At 33.3% G+C, this 16,354-nt stretch carries 11 protein-coding genes; 7 read left to right on the top strand and 4 right to left on the bottom strand.

The features are described from left to right. Nucleotides 1-220: 220 nt before the first annotated feature. Entirely contained in the window at nucleotides 221-679 is a 459-nt protein-coding gene (locus IQ247_RS15435) for an orange carotenoid protein N-terminal domain-containing protein (RefSeq protein ID WP_193921431.1), read from the top strand. 260 nt (nucleotides 680-939) lie between these two features. Here the strand turns inward: IQ247_RS15435 and IQ247_RS15430 are convergent, their stop codons facing one another. Then, nucleotides 940-3,108: a DEAD/DEAH box helicase gene (locus IQ247_RS15430; protein WP_193921430.1), complete on the bottom strand. Its 2,169-nt coding sequence runs from the start codon at nucleotides 3,106-3,108 to the stop codon at nucleotides 940-942. Nucleotides 3,109-3,645: 537 nt separating this feature from the next. Between IQ247_RS15430 and IQ247_RS15425 the strand changes: the two genes are divergently transcribed. Further along, nucleotides 3,646-4,815 (top strand): mechanosensitive ion channel family protein, encoded by a 1,170-nt coding sequence (locus tag IQ247_RS15425; RefSeq protein WP_228059772.1) that lies wholly within the window; start codon nucleotides 3,646-3,648, stop codon nucleotides 4,813-4,815. A gap of 8 nt (nucleotides 4,816-4,823) precedes the next feature. Beyond that, complete coding sequence (locus IQ247_RS15420) at nucleotides 4,824-6,029, top strand: mechanosensitive ion channel family protein (RefSeq protein ID WP_193921429.1); 1,206 nt, start codon at nucleotides 4,824-4,826, stop codon at nucleotides 6,027-6,029. Between the two features lie 172 nt (nucleotides 6,030-6,201). On the opposite strand, the gene IQ247_RS15415 is transcribed toward IQ247_RS15420, so the two are convergent. After that, entirely contained in the window at nucleotides 6,202-7,794 is a 1,593-nt protein-coding gene (locus IQ247_RS15415) for a mechanosensitive ion channel family protein (RefSeq protein WP_193921428.1), read from the bottom strand. Between the two features lie 314 nt (nucleotides 7,795-8,108). On the opposite strand from IQ247_RS15415, the gene IQ247_RS15410 reads away from it, so the two are divergent. The 3 genes from IQ247_RS15410 to IQ247_RS15400 all read left to right on the top strand — a co-directional run bounded on the left by IQ247_RS15410 (nucleotide 8,109) and on the right by IQ247_RS15400 (nucleotide 11,487). Beyond that, nucleotides 8,109-9,569 carry a protein kinase domain-containing protein gene (locus IQ247_RS15410; protein WP_193921427.1) on the top strand — a complete coding sequence of 487 codons (1,461 nt, stop codon included), beginning with the start codon at nucleotides 8,109-8,111 and terminating at the stop codon, nucleotides 9,567-9,569. A gap of 53 nt (nucleotides 9,570-9,622) precedes the next feature. Continuing rightward, nucleotides 9,623-10,249 carry a type I restriction endonuclease gene (locus IQ247_RS15405; RefSeq protein WP_193921426.1) on the top strand — a complete coding sequence of 209 codons (627 nt, stop codon included), beginning with the start codon at nucleotides 9,623-9,625 and terminating at the stop codon, nucleotides 10,247-10,249. Between the two features lie 71 nt (nucleotides 10,250-10,320). Next, nucleotides 10,321-11,487: a cysteine desulfurase family protein gene (locus IQ247_RS15400; protein ID WP_193921424.1), complete on the top strand. Its 1,167-nt coding sequence runs from the start codon at nucleotides 10,321-10,323 to the stop codon at nucleotides 11,485-11,487. Between the two features lie 111 nt (nucleotides 11,488-11,598). On the opposite strand, the gene IQ247_RS15395 is transcribed toward IQ247_RS15400, so the two are convergent. Both IQ247_RS15395 and IQ247_RS15390 read right to left on the bottom strand, forming a co-directional pair. Beyond that, nucleotides 11,599-12,933, bottom strand: coding sequence for an ATP-binding protein (locus IQ247_RS15395; protein ID WP_322745510.1), 1,335 nt, complete (start codon nucleotides 12,931-12,933; stop codon nucleotides 11,599-11,601). A gap of 202 nt (nucleotides 12,934-13,135) precedes the next feature. Further along, entirely contained in the window at nucleotides 13,136-13,672 is a 537-nt protein-coding gene (locus tag IQ247_RS15390) for a methanogen output domain 1-containing protein (protein ID WP_193921421.1), read from the bottom strand. Between the two features lie 1,145 nt (nucleotides 13,673-14,817). Between IQ247_RS15390 and IQ247_RS15385 the strand changes: the two genes are divergently transcribed. Continuing rightward, complete coding sequence (locus tag IQ247_RS15385) at nucleotides 14,818-16,269, top strand: aminotransferase class V-fold PLP-dependent enzyme (protein WP_193921419.1); 1,452 nt, start codon at nucleotides 14,818-14,820, stop codon at nucleotides 16,267-16,269. Nucleotides 16,270-16,354 lie beyond the last annotated feature (85 nt).

Here is a 16,354-nt window from a genome sequence, read left to right as displayed (position 1 = left end):
AACAATTAGTCACAATTAGTTTAGATTGAATCGAACAATTAAACCATAAAGTAAAATAATTTATCAGAATTACTACTTATTAAGTATTACTTTGGTCAGAGCATATATTTGGCATCTATCTTAAGCCATAATACCTATTTATGTCGAAGGCAGGGTTAATTAAATGGTATGAATTGATTAAAAATTAGGAGAAGACAATTATTTAGTAATTAATCAATTTATGACTTTTACGACTGAAGAAAAAAATAGAAAAGCTGTAGAACAATTTCTTAGCTTTGATGCTGATACTCAATTGGCTTTACTATGGTATGGCTATTTAGATATCAAAGAAAATTTAAATCCTGTTAATCAAGATTCTGCACAGCAAACTGCTAAAGCTTTGTTTGATCAAATCCAGGCAATGCCGAAGGAAGAACAATTACAAGCACAACGGGATATTGTTTCTGGTGCTAGTACTGATATTAGTAGTGCTTACACAGCTTTAAGTTCTAGCGCTAAGCTTGATGTGTGGTTGAGACTTGCACAAGCGATGGAAGATGGTAGTGTTATTCAAGTACCAGAAGATTATGAATTGCCATCTAACACAAATGATTTTGTAAATTCGATTCAAGAATTGGACTTTGAGCAGCGGATTAATTTTATGCGTAGTGCTGTGATCGAAATGGGTGCGAAATCTTAATTTTTTGAAGGAGTTAGGAGTTAGGAGTTAGGAGTTAGGAGTTACTCACTTCCCGGCAGAAGATTACCGATTAAAAAACGTTACTAGACGCCGAGAGCGCAGAGGAAAGAGGTAAAAAGAGATGAACCGCACCCTACGGGTGAAAGGAAATCTTACAGCGGGATAGGAGTAGGAGTTAAGAGTAATAATTTCTTACTTCTTCCTTCTTACTTCTTACTTCTTCCTTCCCATATTTCTACATTTATTATAATGTTAAAAATCTACCATAATTCAACTTGCTGTTTAACTTCTTCGATGTTCAAATAATCGCTTGCAAAAGCTTTTCGTAATAAAGGATGAGGAATAAATTTATCGTATTTTTGTATTTCTGGTGCTTCTGCATCTGCAACTAAATGTTCGTTGATAATACGTTGTTCGCACAATGACAAAATTTCTATTTTAAGCTGTTCAAATTTACCTTTTCCTAATTTTAGTGTCATAAAATAAGGATTAATACCACCTAGGGATTTAATTTCTAAAGATTCTCGACAAAAGTTATTTAACAATCTCTGCAAAGTATTATAAGCAATGGTACCCATCCAAGGGAAAATACAGCATTGACCTTTTTCTAATTTGAATATATTACTTTTATCTAACTCAAAATCTCTTGCTAATTGACGGGCTGCTTGCAATCGATTTTTCGCATTAGTTTGTAAATATCCATACTCTATATCTTCTAATAAAACGCGGCGCATACGTTGCAATATTTTACTATGAATGGTTCCGCGACCACCACGCCAAAAAATACCGGCTTTACCTTCAACTTGTTTAACAAAGATTGTTTTTTTGGCAAAATCTACGTCTAAAACTTCCCAGGTTTTTCCTGCTAAACCAAATTGACTACCGACGTTAGGTATCATTACAATGGTACCAATGTCTGTTGCATCTTGTTTAACATGAAATTCTAAAGTTTCGGGAAATACTGCATAGAATTGAAATTTATTGACTATTTTTTCACCAGCTAAACCGATAATTAATTTACTTTCGTCGGTTTTATGAATATGGTCAATACTAACTAAATAACGCAGTAATAATTTATAATCTTCTGATGAAATATGTTGAAAAGATGATAGATTTAAAACTTGATGAGCAAGAACAGTTGGTGAAATTTGTTTGATTGCTGCCAAGGTACTCATAGTCTGATGGTAAAGTAGACTAAATGGATATTTTATTGGTTGAATGGGTTCAATCCATTTTTCTTCTAAATAAAGTTGAATAACCGCAATAGATTGTAAAAGTTGCCAAGGAATTTGTTGGGGAAGTGATGCTTCTAAAGATGGCTGTTTTTCCGAACAAACAAAACGCATATCCGCAGGTTCTCCCCTTCTTCCGGTACGCCCTAAACGTTGCAAAAAACTTGCTATACAATCAGGTGATTCTAACTGAATGACTCGCTGTAGATAGCCGATATCCACACCAACTTCTAAAGTTAAAGTTGCCGCAGTCACCGCTGGTTTATCTGGTTCCCGCATCGCATTTTCCGCAGCTTGGCGCAGGGAAGCTGATATACTACCGTGATGAACGTGATAAATATCTGGTTGATTTTGGGTTGCAGCGATTTGACGCAAGGATGCGACGATAGACTCGGTTTGGGATTTATTGTTGGCAAAGATCAGACATTTACTCGATTTACTTAAATTAAAAATATATTCGTCGTAATCAGTGATTTCTGAATTATTGGTTTTTTCAGGAACATAAAAGTGTTCTAAAGCTAATTTTATTTGTCGTTTTCCTGCTTGAATTTTCGGCGTAATTACCCTTTTATTTGTACCAGAACTCAGCCAATCTTCTGCAAGGGAATAATCACCTAAAGTTGCTGATAAACCGATTCTGCGGGGTTGATTTTTGGTTAAATTTGCGAGTCTTTCCAATTGACAAAGAATCTGATAACCTCTTTCGGTACCCATAAAAGCGTGAATTTCATCGATGACTACAAAACGAACATCACCGAAAAGTCGTGTTAATTCCTCATGCTTATTAATTAATAAACTTTCTAAAGACTCTGGTGTAATTTGGAGAATACCTGATGGGGTTTTTAAAAGTTGTTTTTTTCTAGTTTGAGAAACATCTCCATGCCAATGGTATACCGGGATATCGGCTTCTCTTAATAAGTCGTTAAGGCGTTCAAATTGGTCGTTAATTAATGCTTTTATTGGACCGATATAAATTGTACCTATAGTATTAGCAGGTTTTTGGTACAAGTGAGTTAAAACTGGTAAAAAAGCTGCTTCTGTTTTACCCGAAGCTGTACCAGCAGCTATTAATAAATGAGCATCAGTTTCAAATATTATTTCGCACGCAGCAGTTTGGATTGGTCTCAATTCTGTCCAGTTATTATGGTAAATGTATTCTTGAATAAATGGTGCGAGTCTATTGTAAGCATCACTCATAATTTTAATATTATAATCTGGTTTGAGAATAGTCTAATTACTGTAATAAATTTAGTAATTTTTATTTTAAGCAAATTTTATTAGCATTTAATTAATTATTTAATATTAATTTATTTAATTTGTTTAATTTATTTAATTTATTTATTTAATTTATTTGCCCTGTGGTTTTGTTCGATATCTGGTTGTAAAAGCAATTATTTTGCATAGAAGCTGGATTTATACAGAATAAGTACGATGAATTTGGATTGAGTTTTATTTTTTGGAGTCAAAGTATAAATCAATTCAATGGTAAGTAATATAGTTGGCAGACAAAAAAGCTTTATACATAGAAGATAGTTTACAGTGAAATCCTAAGAAATCGGGGAATGTATCATTGGTGTATTAAAGAATAAACTTAAACTATAGTTTACTTGTAAAGAACTTTCAGTAATAAATAATTTTATGTAGTCTAAAACACGAAATAATTAAAGTAGCTAGTATCGTTTCGATTTCCAATTAAAAAATTTAGACTAACTACGTAGACATTTTACAGACAAAATGAATCAAATGATTACGGCTAATTTAAATACTTCCACAATAATTAATACCTTAAGAAAAGGAGTTTCGTTGATTATGGAATTTTTGTCAAATAATATTTTCTTAAGTCCTAAAATACAGTTGACATTCTTTTTGGGAATACTCAGCTTTATAGTATTTTTTATCGGTTACTTTTTTTGTGACATCATTAAATACTGCTCAAAGTCATTATTTTCTTCGGAAATCAGTGAAAAATCGGAAAGGTTATTGAAACCCTATAGATTTTTTATTGGACTTGCTTTTGGGCTAGGATTTTTGGAAATTGTCGCTTTATTTATCCCCATATTAGATGATTATCCCGCAATAGAATTTATTATTAGTTTAATTCTAACTGTAGAAGCTTGCTGGTTATTTTCTCGGATATTAGGAAAATATATAGATGATTATATTTTAGAAACTGCTTTAAAAAGTGGTCGTCAAGCAAACAGCGAATTATTAGTTTTAGTGAAGATTACGGCTTATTTCGTAATTATATTTAGTGGAATTATCTTTTTTACCGAAACTCATAAAATAAATATTTTCAGCTTATTAGCTAGTTTGGGAATTGGTGGTTTAGCAATTGCTTTTGCGGCTCAAAAAACCTTAGAGCAGGTTCTCGGCGGTGTTGTGCTATATCTCGATCATCCTTTTTATATTGATGACTATATTGGCTTACCAGATGGTACATTTGGACGAGTAGAATCTATCGGTTGGCGTTCTACAAAAATTCGTACTTCTGGCAAAGGAACTGTGATGATAATTCCTAATAATGCTTTAACTCAAATGAATATTGAAAACTTTTCTGGAGCAAAAAAGGTTATTTCAATTCTTTATTTAAATTTTAATCATCAAGTTGATCCTAAAGAACAAGCATTAATTGAACAGGTAGTTTTAACAAGCACAAAAGATATTTTCGGTTTGGATTCACGTAGCACTCGCATCGATTTTAAAACTATAAATAAAGACAATGAACTAAAAAGTCAAGCTCAGGTAAGCTTGTTCATTTTAGGCTCTGGTAAAGTATCCATGGAATTACGTCGTCAACTACTTGAAATGGCTACGGAAACTGTTAATAAAAAGCTGAAAGGTTACGGTATTGACTTCGAGATAGAAGAACCGACTATTTACGTAGATGCTCCCGTTATAATTTAGAGGTAATTATGAATATTGTGAATGAAATATTTCAATTTATATTGCGAAAAGATATGCGTAACTTAGAAATATTTATCTTATGCGTAATTGCATCTTTTGTTATTGGAAGATACACTCCTATTCTAATTAAAACAATTATAAAACGTTTCCTTACTCCACAAATAATCGATATCTATGAAAAATTAATCTATATAAACCGCGAAGCTTTAAAATGGTCTGGAACCTCAATCTGGATTTTATTATCTTTAGGATTCATTAGACAGTATACAGCATTATATTCATTTTTAAATGATGTTGTACAATTAGCAGTTATCCTCAGTATTGCTATACTAGCTTCTGGTATTTTTCGACAATTAATTAGAACATATGGTGTTGCGATTATTCGGAAATTGGGCTACCAAGCTGACGATTTACTGTTAATTCTTGAAACTATCGTTAATGTGACTATAGGATTTATTGCTGTTCTAGTTTTTGCTAATGAGAGATTCAATTTAATTGGTTTAATTACTGGTTTAGGAATTGGTGGATTAGCAGTTGCTTTTGCAGCGCAAAAGACTTTGGAGCAATTTTTAGGTACTATTGTTATCTATTTAGATAGACCTTTTGTAACAGGTGAATATATTCATTTACCGCCATCAGGAAAATTTACAGATAGTATTTATGGGAGAGTTGAATCTATTGGATTTCGTTCTACAAAAATTCGTTGTTCTGGTAAAAGTACTTTGGTAATTGTACCTAATTCTATCTTAGCTAATGTAGAAATCGAAAATGTGACTCGTGGGAAAAAAGTCATGGTGTTGTTATATTTTGATTTTAATCAGAAGTTACTTGATAAAGGACAGGCTTTAGTAAGGCAAGTAGTAGAAGAAAGTATGGAATCACTCTTTGGGGTTGAACCTGATAGTACAAAAGTGATTTTTGAAAATTTAATATTAAATCCGGATGTCATTATTAATGATAATTCTTCTGATGCTAACTCGATAGAAATTAAGCCTTCAACAACGGTACTCGCTACGGACAATAATCCACAATTAGAACGTACAAAAGCTAGAATTACCTTCTTTCTTTTAGGTTCAAATCAAAATTCTTTTGAATTAAGAAAACAATTATTAAATATAGCAAATGAAAAGGTTGCTCACAAACTAAATACGTTTGGAATTGAATTTGTGATGCAAGAGCCTAATATTTATATTGAAGCACCAGTGACTATTTAAAATTGGTAATAGGTAATGGGTAATGGGTAATGGGTAATTGGTAATGGACAATGGAGTGAAATAAATAATAACTGTTAATCATCAATTAACTACTATCAACCGTAGAGAAGTAGCAATGCTACATCTCTACAACTCCTAACTCAGGTGGTACTAACTCCGGTGGTACTAACTCTTAACTTTTCCCATTTTGTTGTTGCGAATGTCGTAGTAAAGCTTGCTCTAATTCTGATGATAGCTTGAGAGGTAAATCTCCACTACGTAGATGTAAATCTCTTTGAGGGAATGGAATTTCAATATTATGTTTTTTCAAAGTTGCTTCAATTAGAAAATACAAATCACTTCTAATCGATATTTGATGGCTGGGTGCATCTATCCATACTAATAGTTCAAAGTCTAAAGAACTATCACCCAAGCCAGTAAAAAATACTTGAGATTGAGGAATTGAAAGTACTTCTGAATGTTTTTTTGCTGCTTCTAAAAGTACTTCTTTGACAATATTTACATCAGAATTATAAGAAACTCCTACTGGTATATGAATCCGAGAAATGGGATTACGGTGACTCCAATTAATTACTTCATCTTCTAAAAAACGCGAGTTTGGTACTATTATTGAAACTCTATCTAAAGTACGAATCACTACACTACGAGCGCCAATATGCTCTACAGTTCCCATATATTTTCCTACTTCAATAAAATCACCTACTTGAATTGGTCTTTCAAATAATAATACCAGTCCGCTACCAAAGTTTTTCGCAATATCTTGGAAACCAAAACCAATACCAACACCCAAAGCACTGGCTAAAATTGCTAAAGAACTTAAATCAATTCCAAAAATTTGTAGAAGGATAATCGAACCAATACTTATTAATGTATATTTAAAAATAATCGCGATTACTTCCTGCGCTCCCCGACTAATTCGCAGTAGTTGTAAAATTCGCGATCGCAATATATTAGTAACAGCACCCGAAAGTATAATTAATCCCAGAAATAAGCCGATTAAAACTAAAATATCGGTGATTGCAAAGTCTTTAAAAATTCGTGAAGTCAGGCTCAATCGTATACTACTAGCAATATCAAAACTCCATTGCCGCGTTAAGGGAAATAGATTGGTGATATAGAGTATTACAATTGCCCAAAGGGCTATTCTTGCTAAAACTAAAGTTGCTTTCAACAGTATATTTAAGCTTTTTTGCTGTTGATTTTGGTCGGGAGCATTTTCCGAAGTTACTAATGGAGAAATTTGACGCTGCAATATATCCCATACTTTACCTAAAACCCAATGAAGTGCAATTGTTAGCACAACAAGTATCAAGCTTAATATTAATGTATTACGAATAAACTCTGCACTTCTTTCTTCTCTAGCTTGATTAATTTTTTCTCGAATTAATTCGGCCCAAATATAAGCTTGTTCGTTAGGATTTTTGCCAGAAACTACATCATTTTGAATAACGGTAAATTGAGCATTTTCTCCAATTTGAATTTCTGCTATATTATTGCCTTCCTTCACCTTTATTTCGGGTATATTTTCCGAGTTTACTGCATCTTGAAGGATGTTATTAATAATTTCAGCCCTTTGTTTAGCTGAGTTTTCTTTAGTACTACTAACTTGAAAAACTTGTCTACCATCGATGTCTACAGGAGCAAGTTGATCAGACTGTGCTAAGGCTTGTGTAAGCTGTAAGCTAAATACAAGCATCAAAATTATTATTGCTGCTTTTACTGCTTTAAGATATTTATAACTACGTAATTTTAGCTTATTTTTCATATTTACTGATGGTATTTAAAGGCAAAAAGTAATAAGCAATACAATTTATTGCGTAACAATGTTTAGATAAAATAATAATCTGATATATCTTAAAAGCATTGATAAATAATGACATCAGTCTTTAGCATAGACTTTTTTATTTTAGATTAAAGTGTAAAAAAAAACTATGGTTTGGGTAACGTTTCAAGTCTAACAATTGTCTCCTTATCCCTATCCTCTTCACAATTTCCTCATGCTTCTTGTACAAATTTACTCCTACTTGACATCGCAGTGGAGTTAAACTAGCACGTAAAACCATAACTCCATGGGTAAAAATGAGCCTCTGTATTAATCCTCTGTGTCAAAAGCCAATAAATCCCGATAATACTCTATTTTGTTTTGGCTGCGGTTCGGAATTACTCTTAGAAGGGCGTTATCGGGTAATTAAGGAACTTGGCGGTGGTGGTTTCGGTAAAACCTATGAGGTTATTGAAACACGAAGCAATACTAACAAAGTTTTGAAAGTTCTGATTAACAATCATCCTAAAGCTGTGGAATTGTTTCAACGGGAAGCGGAAGTTTTAAAGTCGTTGAATCATCCCGGTATTCCCAAAGTCGAATCTGACAGCTATTTTGCCTATTTTTCTAGAAGTAGTACCGAACCCCTTCATTGTTTGGTAATGGAAAAAATTGAAGGGTTGGATTTATGGGAATATATTAAACAGCGAGAGCAGCGACCTATTGATCAAAAATTAGCAATTCAATGGTTAACTGAAATTGTAAATATTTTACAACAAGTCCACAGTCAAAACTTTTTTCATCGCGATATTAAGCCATCAAATATTATGTTAAGGCCAAATGGTCGTTTGTCATTAATTGATTTTGGTAGCGCCAGACAAGTTACACAAACTTATATTGCTAAACAAGTTCAAGGACAAATTACGGGAATTATGAGTGCTGGTTATAGTCCTTCGGAACAAATGCATGGACAAGCAATTCAACAATCAGATTTTTTTGCTTTAGGACGTACTTTTGTTTTTCTCCTGACTGGAAGGGAACCGGGTGATTTTTATAATGCACAAACTGGAGAATTAATATGGCAAGAATCGACAATTGATGTCAAACCAGAATTTGCATCGCTCCTCGACCAAATGATGGAACATTTACCGAATAAAAGACCTAAAAATACTCAAGAAATTTTAGACAAAATCGCAGAACTTAATAATTATAAACCAGTTAATCAATCACAAGCAAAAATTGCATCTACAATTATTACAACCAATTATGGAGTCATCACAAATTCTCATCATTATGTAAGTTTTATTAAAAGGTTTTATGCTTATCAAATTGATTTGATATTTTTATTAATTACAAGTAGTTTTATCGGTGGTTTTCTGAGTTCTATTCTAAGTTTCAACTCTGATTTGATTGGGGAAAGTATTGCAGCAGGATGGTTTGGTGCATCGGGTTGGATTCCTGGTGGTCTATTTTTATTTGTTCCTGATATGTCAGTTATAGCTAAAATTTCTTTAGTGATAAATTTAATTTTTAATTGGCTTTACTTCACAGTTTTAGAAAGTTCTCAACTCAAAGCTACTTTAGGAAAGTTGCTCTTAGGTATCAAAGTTGCCGATTTAAATAATCAAAAAATCTCCTTCATCCAAGCTAACTTGAGATATTGGAGCAAATTGATTTCAATTCTAATTTTAATGATTGGTTTTATGACGATTATGTTTACTCCCAAAAAACAGGGTGTTCACGATATGTTAGCGAAAACCATAGTGATTAAAAAGTAATTTATACGTTACTATTAAATTACTATGGTTAATATCGCTGGGTTGAATAAACTATGGTTCAAGTTATCCAAGCTCAAAATATAAATCTTGCTTATCTCCAAGAAAATTTTAAATTAAAAAAATCCGATAGCGAAGATTTTTTCAGCGAATGGTTACTAAATTTACCTGAAATAACTGATTCAGAAAAAACAATTTTAGATAGAGTTAAAGCAAATTTTTTACATCTAATTATGCAACCACCGTTTTTAGAAAATGCGTTAAAAATGGTAGTTCTATCCCCTTTATTAGATTTAGCCGGTTTTTATAACAATCCATTCTATCTCGCAACTGAAAAAGCTATCGAACTTGCTGTCCAAGATAAAGATGAAATTGTTCGGGGTAGAATCGATATTTTAGTAGTTCAACAACAATTATGGTTATTGGTAGTTGAATCGAAAAAAGCAAGTTTTTCTTTATTAGAAGCCATACCCCAAGCGCTAACTTATATGTTGAATAATTCCGATAAACAGAAACTTGTATTTGGATTAGTGACGAATGGTAGCCATTTTACTTTCTTGAAACTAACGATTCAAGATAAACCTGTGTACGCAACGTCTGATGAATTTACATTATTTAGAAGACAAAACGAATTGTATCGGGTTTTGAGTATTCTGAAAAATTTAGGTAGCATAATCAGTTAATAATAGAGTTGAGGGGATAGAATATTATTTCCCTTGTTTTTTGTTGACAACGATAGTTACATTTTTTGATCATGTCTGAACGTCCCATCTACCTTGATTGTCACTCTACGACACCCGTTGATAAAAGAGTAGTAAATGCAATGCTACCTTACTTCACCGAACATTTTGGTAATCCTTCAAGTATCGGTCATATTTATGGTTGGGAAGCGGAAGCTGCTGTTAGAAAAGCGCGGGAAATCATTGCACAAGCTATTAATGCAACTCCCGAAGAAATCATTTTTACAAGTGGTGCAACAGAAGCGAATAATTTAGCTATTAAAGGTGTTGCAGAAGCTTATTTTTCCAAAGGTCAACATATTATTACTGTACAAACGGAACATAATGCAATTATTGATCCTTGTAATTATTTAAAAACTCTTGGCTTTGAAATTACTTTTATTCCTGTACAAAAAGATGGAATTATTAATCTCAAAGATTTAGAAAAAGCCTTTCGCGATGATACTATTTTAGTCTCAATCATGGCAGCTAATAACGAAATTGGCGTTTTGCAACCGCTAACAGAAATTGGTGCAATGTGTCGCGAACATAATATTATTTTTCATTCAGATAGCGCTCAAGCAATTGGTAAAATTGCTTTGGATGTGCAAAAAATGAATATTGATTTAATGTCATTAACAGCACATAAAATCTACGGACCGAAAGGCATTGGTGCTTTATATGTACGTCGTCGAAACCCCAGAGTTAGCATAGCTTCCCAGCAACATGGTGGCGGACAAGAACGGGGTATACGTTCGGGTACATTATATACACCGCAAATCGTTGGATTCGGTAAAGCAATAGAAATCGCACTAGAAACCCAAGTTACAGAAAACGCACATCTTACCCAACTCAGACAAAGCTTGTGGGAACAGCTTTCCCAATTAGGAGGAATTCATCTTAACGGACATCCTACCCGAAGATTAGCAGGGAACCTGAATGTTAGTGTTGAGGGAATAGACGGTTCAGCATTACTATTAGGATTACAGCAAGTAATGGCAGTTTCTTCTGGTTCAGCTTGTTCATCAATAAGTACCGCACCTTCTCACGTTTTAACAGCACTAGGTCATTCCGAAAAACTAGCTCATGCTTCCGTGCGATTTGGTATAGGAAGATTCAATACATTTGAGGAAATTAACAGGGTTGCAGAACATTTTATTTCCACAGTTGAAAGTTTGCGGAAACAAGCTTTGATAGTTTAGATGTTTATTTAGCTGAGAAGTCGGGTTTTTACAAATATGTTAAGAGTGTTACAGATATCTATAATAAAAAACCCGACTTCTAAACCTAAACTGATAACTGATAACTGATTTTCAGCAGCCCCAATTAATCGGAATTTCAATAATAAACTCTGTACCTTGAGTTGATGAAGAATTACAGAATAACTTACCATGATGTTTATCAACTATAATTTGATAGCTGATAGATAAACCCAATCCTGTTCCTCTTCCAACATCTTTAGTTGTAAAGAAAGGGTCAAATATTTTAGACTGAATTGATGGTGGAATTCCCGAACCATTATCAGCGATACGAATGGCAATATTATTATTACCAGATAATTCTGTAGAAATACGAATTTGGGGAATAAAATCCTGATTTTTTTTGACTTCATCTTCTAAAGCATCAATAGCATTAGCGAGAATATTCATAAATACTTGATTCAATTGTCCCGGATAACAATCAACTTTTGGTAATGAAGAATATTCCTTAATTACTTCAATTTCAAGATGATTAGGTTTCAATTTTAAGCGATTGTGTAATATCAGTAAGGTACTATCAATTCCTTGATGAATATCTACTTTTTTAAATTCTGATTCATCGAGCCGAGAAAAATTCCGTAGTGATAAAACGATTTCCTTAATTCTTTGAGTTCCATTTTGCATGGAACTAAGTAATTTAACAAAGTCTTCTTTTAAGAACTCTAGTTCAACGGCTTCGATTTCTGTTTCTATTTCCTTTACTGGATAAGGATAGTGTTTTTGATAAAGTTCGATGATTCTAACTAAGTCTTGAGCGTAGATACTGGCAGGAATTATATTACCATAAATAAAGCTAACTGGATTATTGATTTCATGAGCTATACCTGCAACCATTTTACCGAGAGCAGACATTTTTTCGCTTTGGATTAGTTTTGATTGAGTGGATCGAAGTTCGTCAAGAGTTACTTCCAAATCTTTTGCTTTTTGTTTTAATAAAGCTTCCGATTGTCGCAAGGCAATTTCTGCCATCGACTCCTCTATTTTTTGATTGAGTAAAACAAAATTATTACTTGCTAAAGCGCGATTTTTTAAACGTAAAAGAATCAGAGCCTTAGCAGAGGAAGAAGATGGTTGAATCAGCGCACCTTCACTACGACAAATTATTTTTTTTTCTCCATCATGTTGATAAAAAGTTAAACAACCAAGAACCATTTGCCGACTTCTCGAACAAGCTTTCAAATATTGAATAACTTTATCAAATGACTCGGAGACTAAATCAAATATTTTTGTGTTTTGTAGGTTTTTGCTAACTATACCCAGCAGTTTTGTTACGGCTTTATTAATAGCTATAATTTCCCCTTCACTATCAACAAGCAACATCGGTTCTGGTAAAACACTGGCAATCTCAATAAATTTGTCGATAGTTATTAAAGACTTTTCTTTTAACATTTATTTTTATCTAGTATTCAGTAGGTTTTTAAAAGAGATTACATCACGGAATTCAAAATAAGTTAAAACCGTGATGCGACATTTTCATCAAGCTAAATAGTTTATTTAATTTCATGAAAACATTTACTTTTTACTACCCTTTACTAGTATTTATTGTTCCCTGTTCCCTGTTCCCTGTTTCCTGTTTTCTGATTAAAGCTTGTTATCCTTTAAAATACTCTCTCCCAACAGCTTCTTCTCCTTCCTCACTATGTTCTAAATAAACTACAACTCTGCATCCATAATCTCCATTGGCAATAGTTTCTTGTAATTCGACTTTTGCATAACCAAGATTATCAGCAGCTATGGAACCAAATACATTGGAGGTGATCATACACATTGAAGGACGACCAATCACTTTTTCACCAAAGGGACAAACACGGTTCCCAAAAACAATTTTTTTATCGCTCTCTTCGATGATATAAAAATCACCTTTAATCCGTTTTTTTAAATCAACTAAAACTTCAGCAACTTGCTTGCGAGAAAGATTAGATACTTTGAGAGCAGATTTATATTCTTTACCTATCTGTCTACTCATTGTTTGACCTACTACGCTAATAAATCCAGAAGCTTCTTCTAACCCAACTAAATCCTGTAACGTACCAGATAATTCTCGGATTAAGGTACCGAAAAATCCTTCACGCTCTAATGGAAGCTCTAAAGCATTGATTGGGGTTTCTGTAACTGTAGATTGATTCATAATTGCTTGTATTTTCTTTTTTCTAAACAACAACTCACGCAATTAACGTCATTAAGAAAAATCGGAAAGTTCTCTCAATAATTACGTTTTTGTGTAATGACAATACTTTTTAAGCTTATTTGGTTTTATAATTCCCAAAAATGTTTTGAGAATAACATTTGTATTATAAGTTTTGTAAATTGATTGAATCTGAATAATACATAGTTTGGGGAAGCGCTTGAGTTAATAATTTTCAAGATTATTCAATGATTCCCAATTTTCCCCGTCAACTCACACTCTGGAAAAAGAAAATTTATTTTTTTCTACGTTTAGGAAGCTGCTTGTAGGGTTTACGCGATTGTCTTCTGGGGGGCGTTGCTGTGTGACACCCAGGCTGCTTATTTTTTACTTTTAAGGATTAATTAGAAGCTATTAACACCTAGGAAAGAGATAGAGATAAGTAATTCTACAGAAGGAAACAAATACAAGTCTCTATTTCTATCGGTTTTTACTTAAAATATAAAAATGTTAAAATTACATCCTCCTTAAGAAGTATTTAAATGTCAATCTATGTTGATAAGCATCTAGTGTTTTATTTACTACTTGATGTTTTGTTTGTATTCGTATCTGCAAAATAATTTACTCTGTAAAACTTTCAGGTTGTTTGCTACTTTTATTCAACAGATAAAACACTGTTTTTATGAGCAGAAAAAGTCAATAATTCAATATATTTCCGTGAAATAACTTAGTAAATAATGCTTAAATTTAACGGATAATTCTTAAGCTTATTAAGTACTAATAAGTTGCATTTTTGATTTTTGATTATAAAGTTATATAATTAATTAGAAAGAATAACTTATCTATAAACTATTTGTAATCAACAAATTTTATTTTACTTTTACTAAAATTTTTCCAAGTCAGCTAGTTTCAGATTTGCAAAAAATTTAATTTAATATTTGTAATTTTAGATACGTTGTATAAGTTAATTTGTTAACTTGATATAGTTCAGTATGATTCCTGTTTAAAATGTTAATTTTTTATTAAAGAATCATTGCAGATTCAAATAGTTAAATTAACGACAAAATACTTTTAAATACCTTAACCATTGTTAACAAAGGTAACAAGAGTGAATGTCGCTATAAACAGTCATTAATGGGGTAATAAAAATGGCAGAAGTCCTTGCATTGAATGAGAAAGTATTGCAAGAAGTTGTTGGTTTGCCATTGCGGAATGATGTTGACAATTTTTGGGAAAGAGAGATTAGACCGTTATTTAATTTAGAGACTTTGTTTTTTAGGGTTAAGACCTTAGATGGAAACTATGTTAACTACGTTAATTTAGATAATGGTGCTACAACCAATCCCTTTGCACAACTCAAGCAGTATGTTAACGAAAAGCTAGATTCTTACGGTAGCGTACATCGAGGCTCCGGGCAAAAGTCTATTATTACGACGCAAGAATACGATTCTAGTCGAGACGTTATCCGGAATTTTGTTGGCTCCAGTGCAAATAATTATGTAATTTTTTCCAAAAATACCACTGAAGCTATTAATGGAGCAGCTACGCTCTGGGCTAAAAGACCAGGTAAAATATTAGTCTCGGATATAGAGCATTCTTCAAATTTGCTGCCTTGGGTAACTAGAGACGAGGTAGTTCAATACAGAACCCGACCGGATGGAAGTGTTGATTTAGCCGAAATTGAAAATATTCTGCAAGCACACCAATCGCGATCACAAACTGAGCGAATTAAGTTGCTGACCATGACGGGAGCTTCTACAATCACCGGGTACAGACCACCGATTTATGAGCTAGCAGCTTTAGCACATCGTTACGGAGTGAAGATGTTTGCTGATGTGTGTCAATTAATTCAGCACGAACAAGTAGATATGCGTGCGGATGATGACCCAAGTCATTTGGATTTCGTGGCTTTTTCCGGACACAAAATGTATGCTCCCTACGGTACCGGAGTTTTATTAGGACCAAAAGAATTTTTTGATGATTGCTATCCCTATCAAATTGGTGGTGGTAACTTACCATACATCACTAGGAATTTAGAAATTAAGCGTTTTTATACCGAAAGAGCGCACGACCCCGGAACACCCAACGCCATGGGTGCGATCGCCATTGCGAAAGCGATTGAAATTATCGAATCAATCGGACGTAAACGAATTGCTGAGTACGAGCATTCTTTGGTTGATTACACATTCTCACGACTGCGGCAGATTCCAGGTGTCAGGGTACATATTACCGGAGAGGATATAGCCCATGTTATTCCTTTTGATATTGATGGATTTGATGGACGTTTAGTAGCAGAAATTCTCGCTCAAGAATACGGAATTGGAGTTAGAGCCGGAGCTTTCTGCACTTACGAATACATCCGCAAACTGAAAAATATTTCCGATCAACGAGATTTAGAAATTGCTGCCGAAGTAGAAAACGGAATTACCCGCAACATTCCTACCATTATTCGAGCCAGCTTTGCCGTCTACAATACTTTTACAGATTGCGATCGCTTTTTAGATGCAATTTCACAGATAGCTCGCAACAAAGTTGAACATTATTTATCCTCTTACAAACAGGATAAAGCCACAGGTGTTTGGACGGTGATAGAAAGTTAGGAGTTAGGGGTTAGGAGTTAGGAGTTAGGAGTTAGGAGTTAGGAGTTAGGAGTTAGTTGACAGTTGACAGTTGACAGTTGACAGT

Origin of the sequence: Plectonema cf. radiosum LEGE 06105, from assembly GCF_015207665.1 — a bacterium.
Taxonomy (GTDB): Bacteria; Cyanobacteriota; Cyanobacteriia; order Cyanobacteriales; family Nostocaceae; genus Rivularia; species Rivularia radiosa_A.
The sequence above is the reverse complement of the archived record's forward strand: the minus strand, read 5'-3'. Positions and strand labels throughout refer to the sequence as shown.

Bases quoted from the DNA above. Each gene is read 5' to 3' on its own strand.
- IQ247_RS15435 (WP_193921431.1), top strand. From the start codon at position 221: ATGACTTTTACGACTGAAGAAAAAAATAGAAAAGCTGTAGAACAATTT.
- IQ247_RS15430 (WP_193921430.1), bottom strand. From the start codon at position 3,108: ATGAGTGATGCTTACAATAGACTCGCACCATTTATTCAAGAATACATT.
- IQ247_RS15425 (WP_228059772.1), top strand. From the start codon at position 3,646: ATGAATCAAATGATTACGGCTAATTTAAATACTTCCACAATAATTAAT.
- IQ247_RS15420 (WP_193921429.1), top strand. From the start codon at position 4,824: ATGAATATTGTGAATGAAATATTTCAATTTATATTGCGAAAAGATATG.
- IQ247_RS15415 (WP_193921428.1), bottom strand. From the start codon at position 7,794: ATGAAAAATAAGCTAAAATTACGTAGTTATAAATATCTTAAAGCAGTA.
- IQ247_RS15410 (WP_193921427.1), top strand. From the start codon at position 8,109: ATGAGCCTCTGTATTAATCCTCTGTGTCAAAAGCCAATAAATCCCGAT.
- IQ247_RS15405 (WP_193921426.1), top strand. From the start codon at position 9,623: ATGGTTCAAGTTATCCAAGCTCAAAATATAAATCTTGCTTATCTCCAA.
- IQ247_RS15400 (WP_193921424.1), top strand. From the start codon at position 10,321: ATGTCTGAACGTCCCATCTACCTTGATTGTCACTCTACGACACCCGTT.
- IQ247_RS15395 (WP_322745510.1), bottom strand. From the start codon at position 12,933: ATGTTAAAAGAAAAGTCTTTAATAACTATCGACAAATTTATTGAGATT.
- IQ247_RS15390 (WP_193921421.1), bottom strand. From the start codon at position 13,672: ATGAATCAATCTACAGTTACAGAAACCCCAATCAATGCTTTAGAGCTT.
- IQ247_RS15385 (WP_193921419.1), top strand. From the start codon at position 14,818: ATGGCAGAAGTCCTTGCATTGAATGAGAAAGTATTGCAAGAAGTTGTT.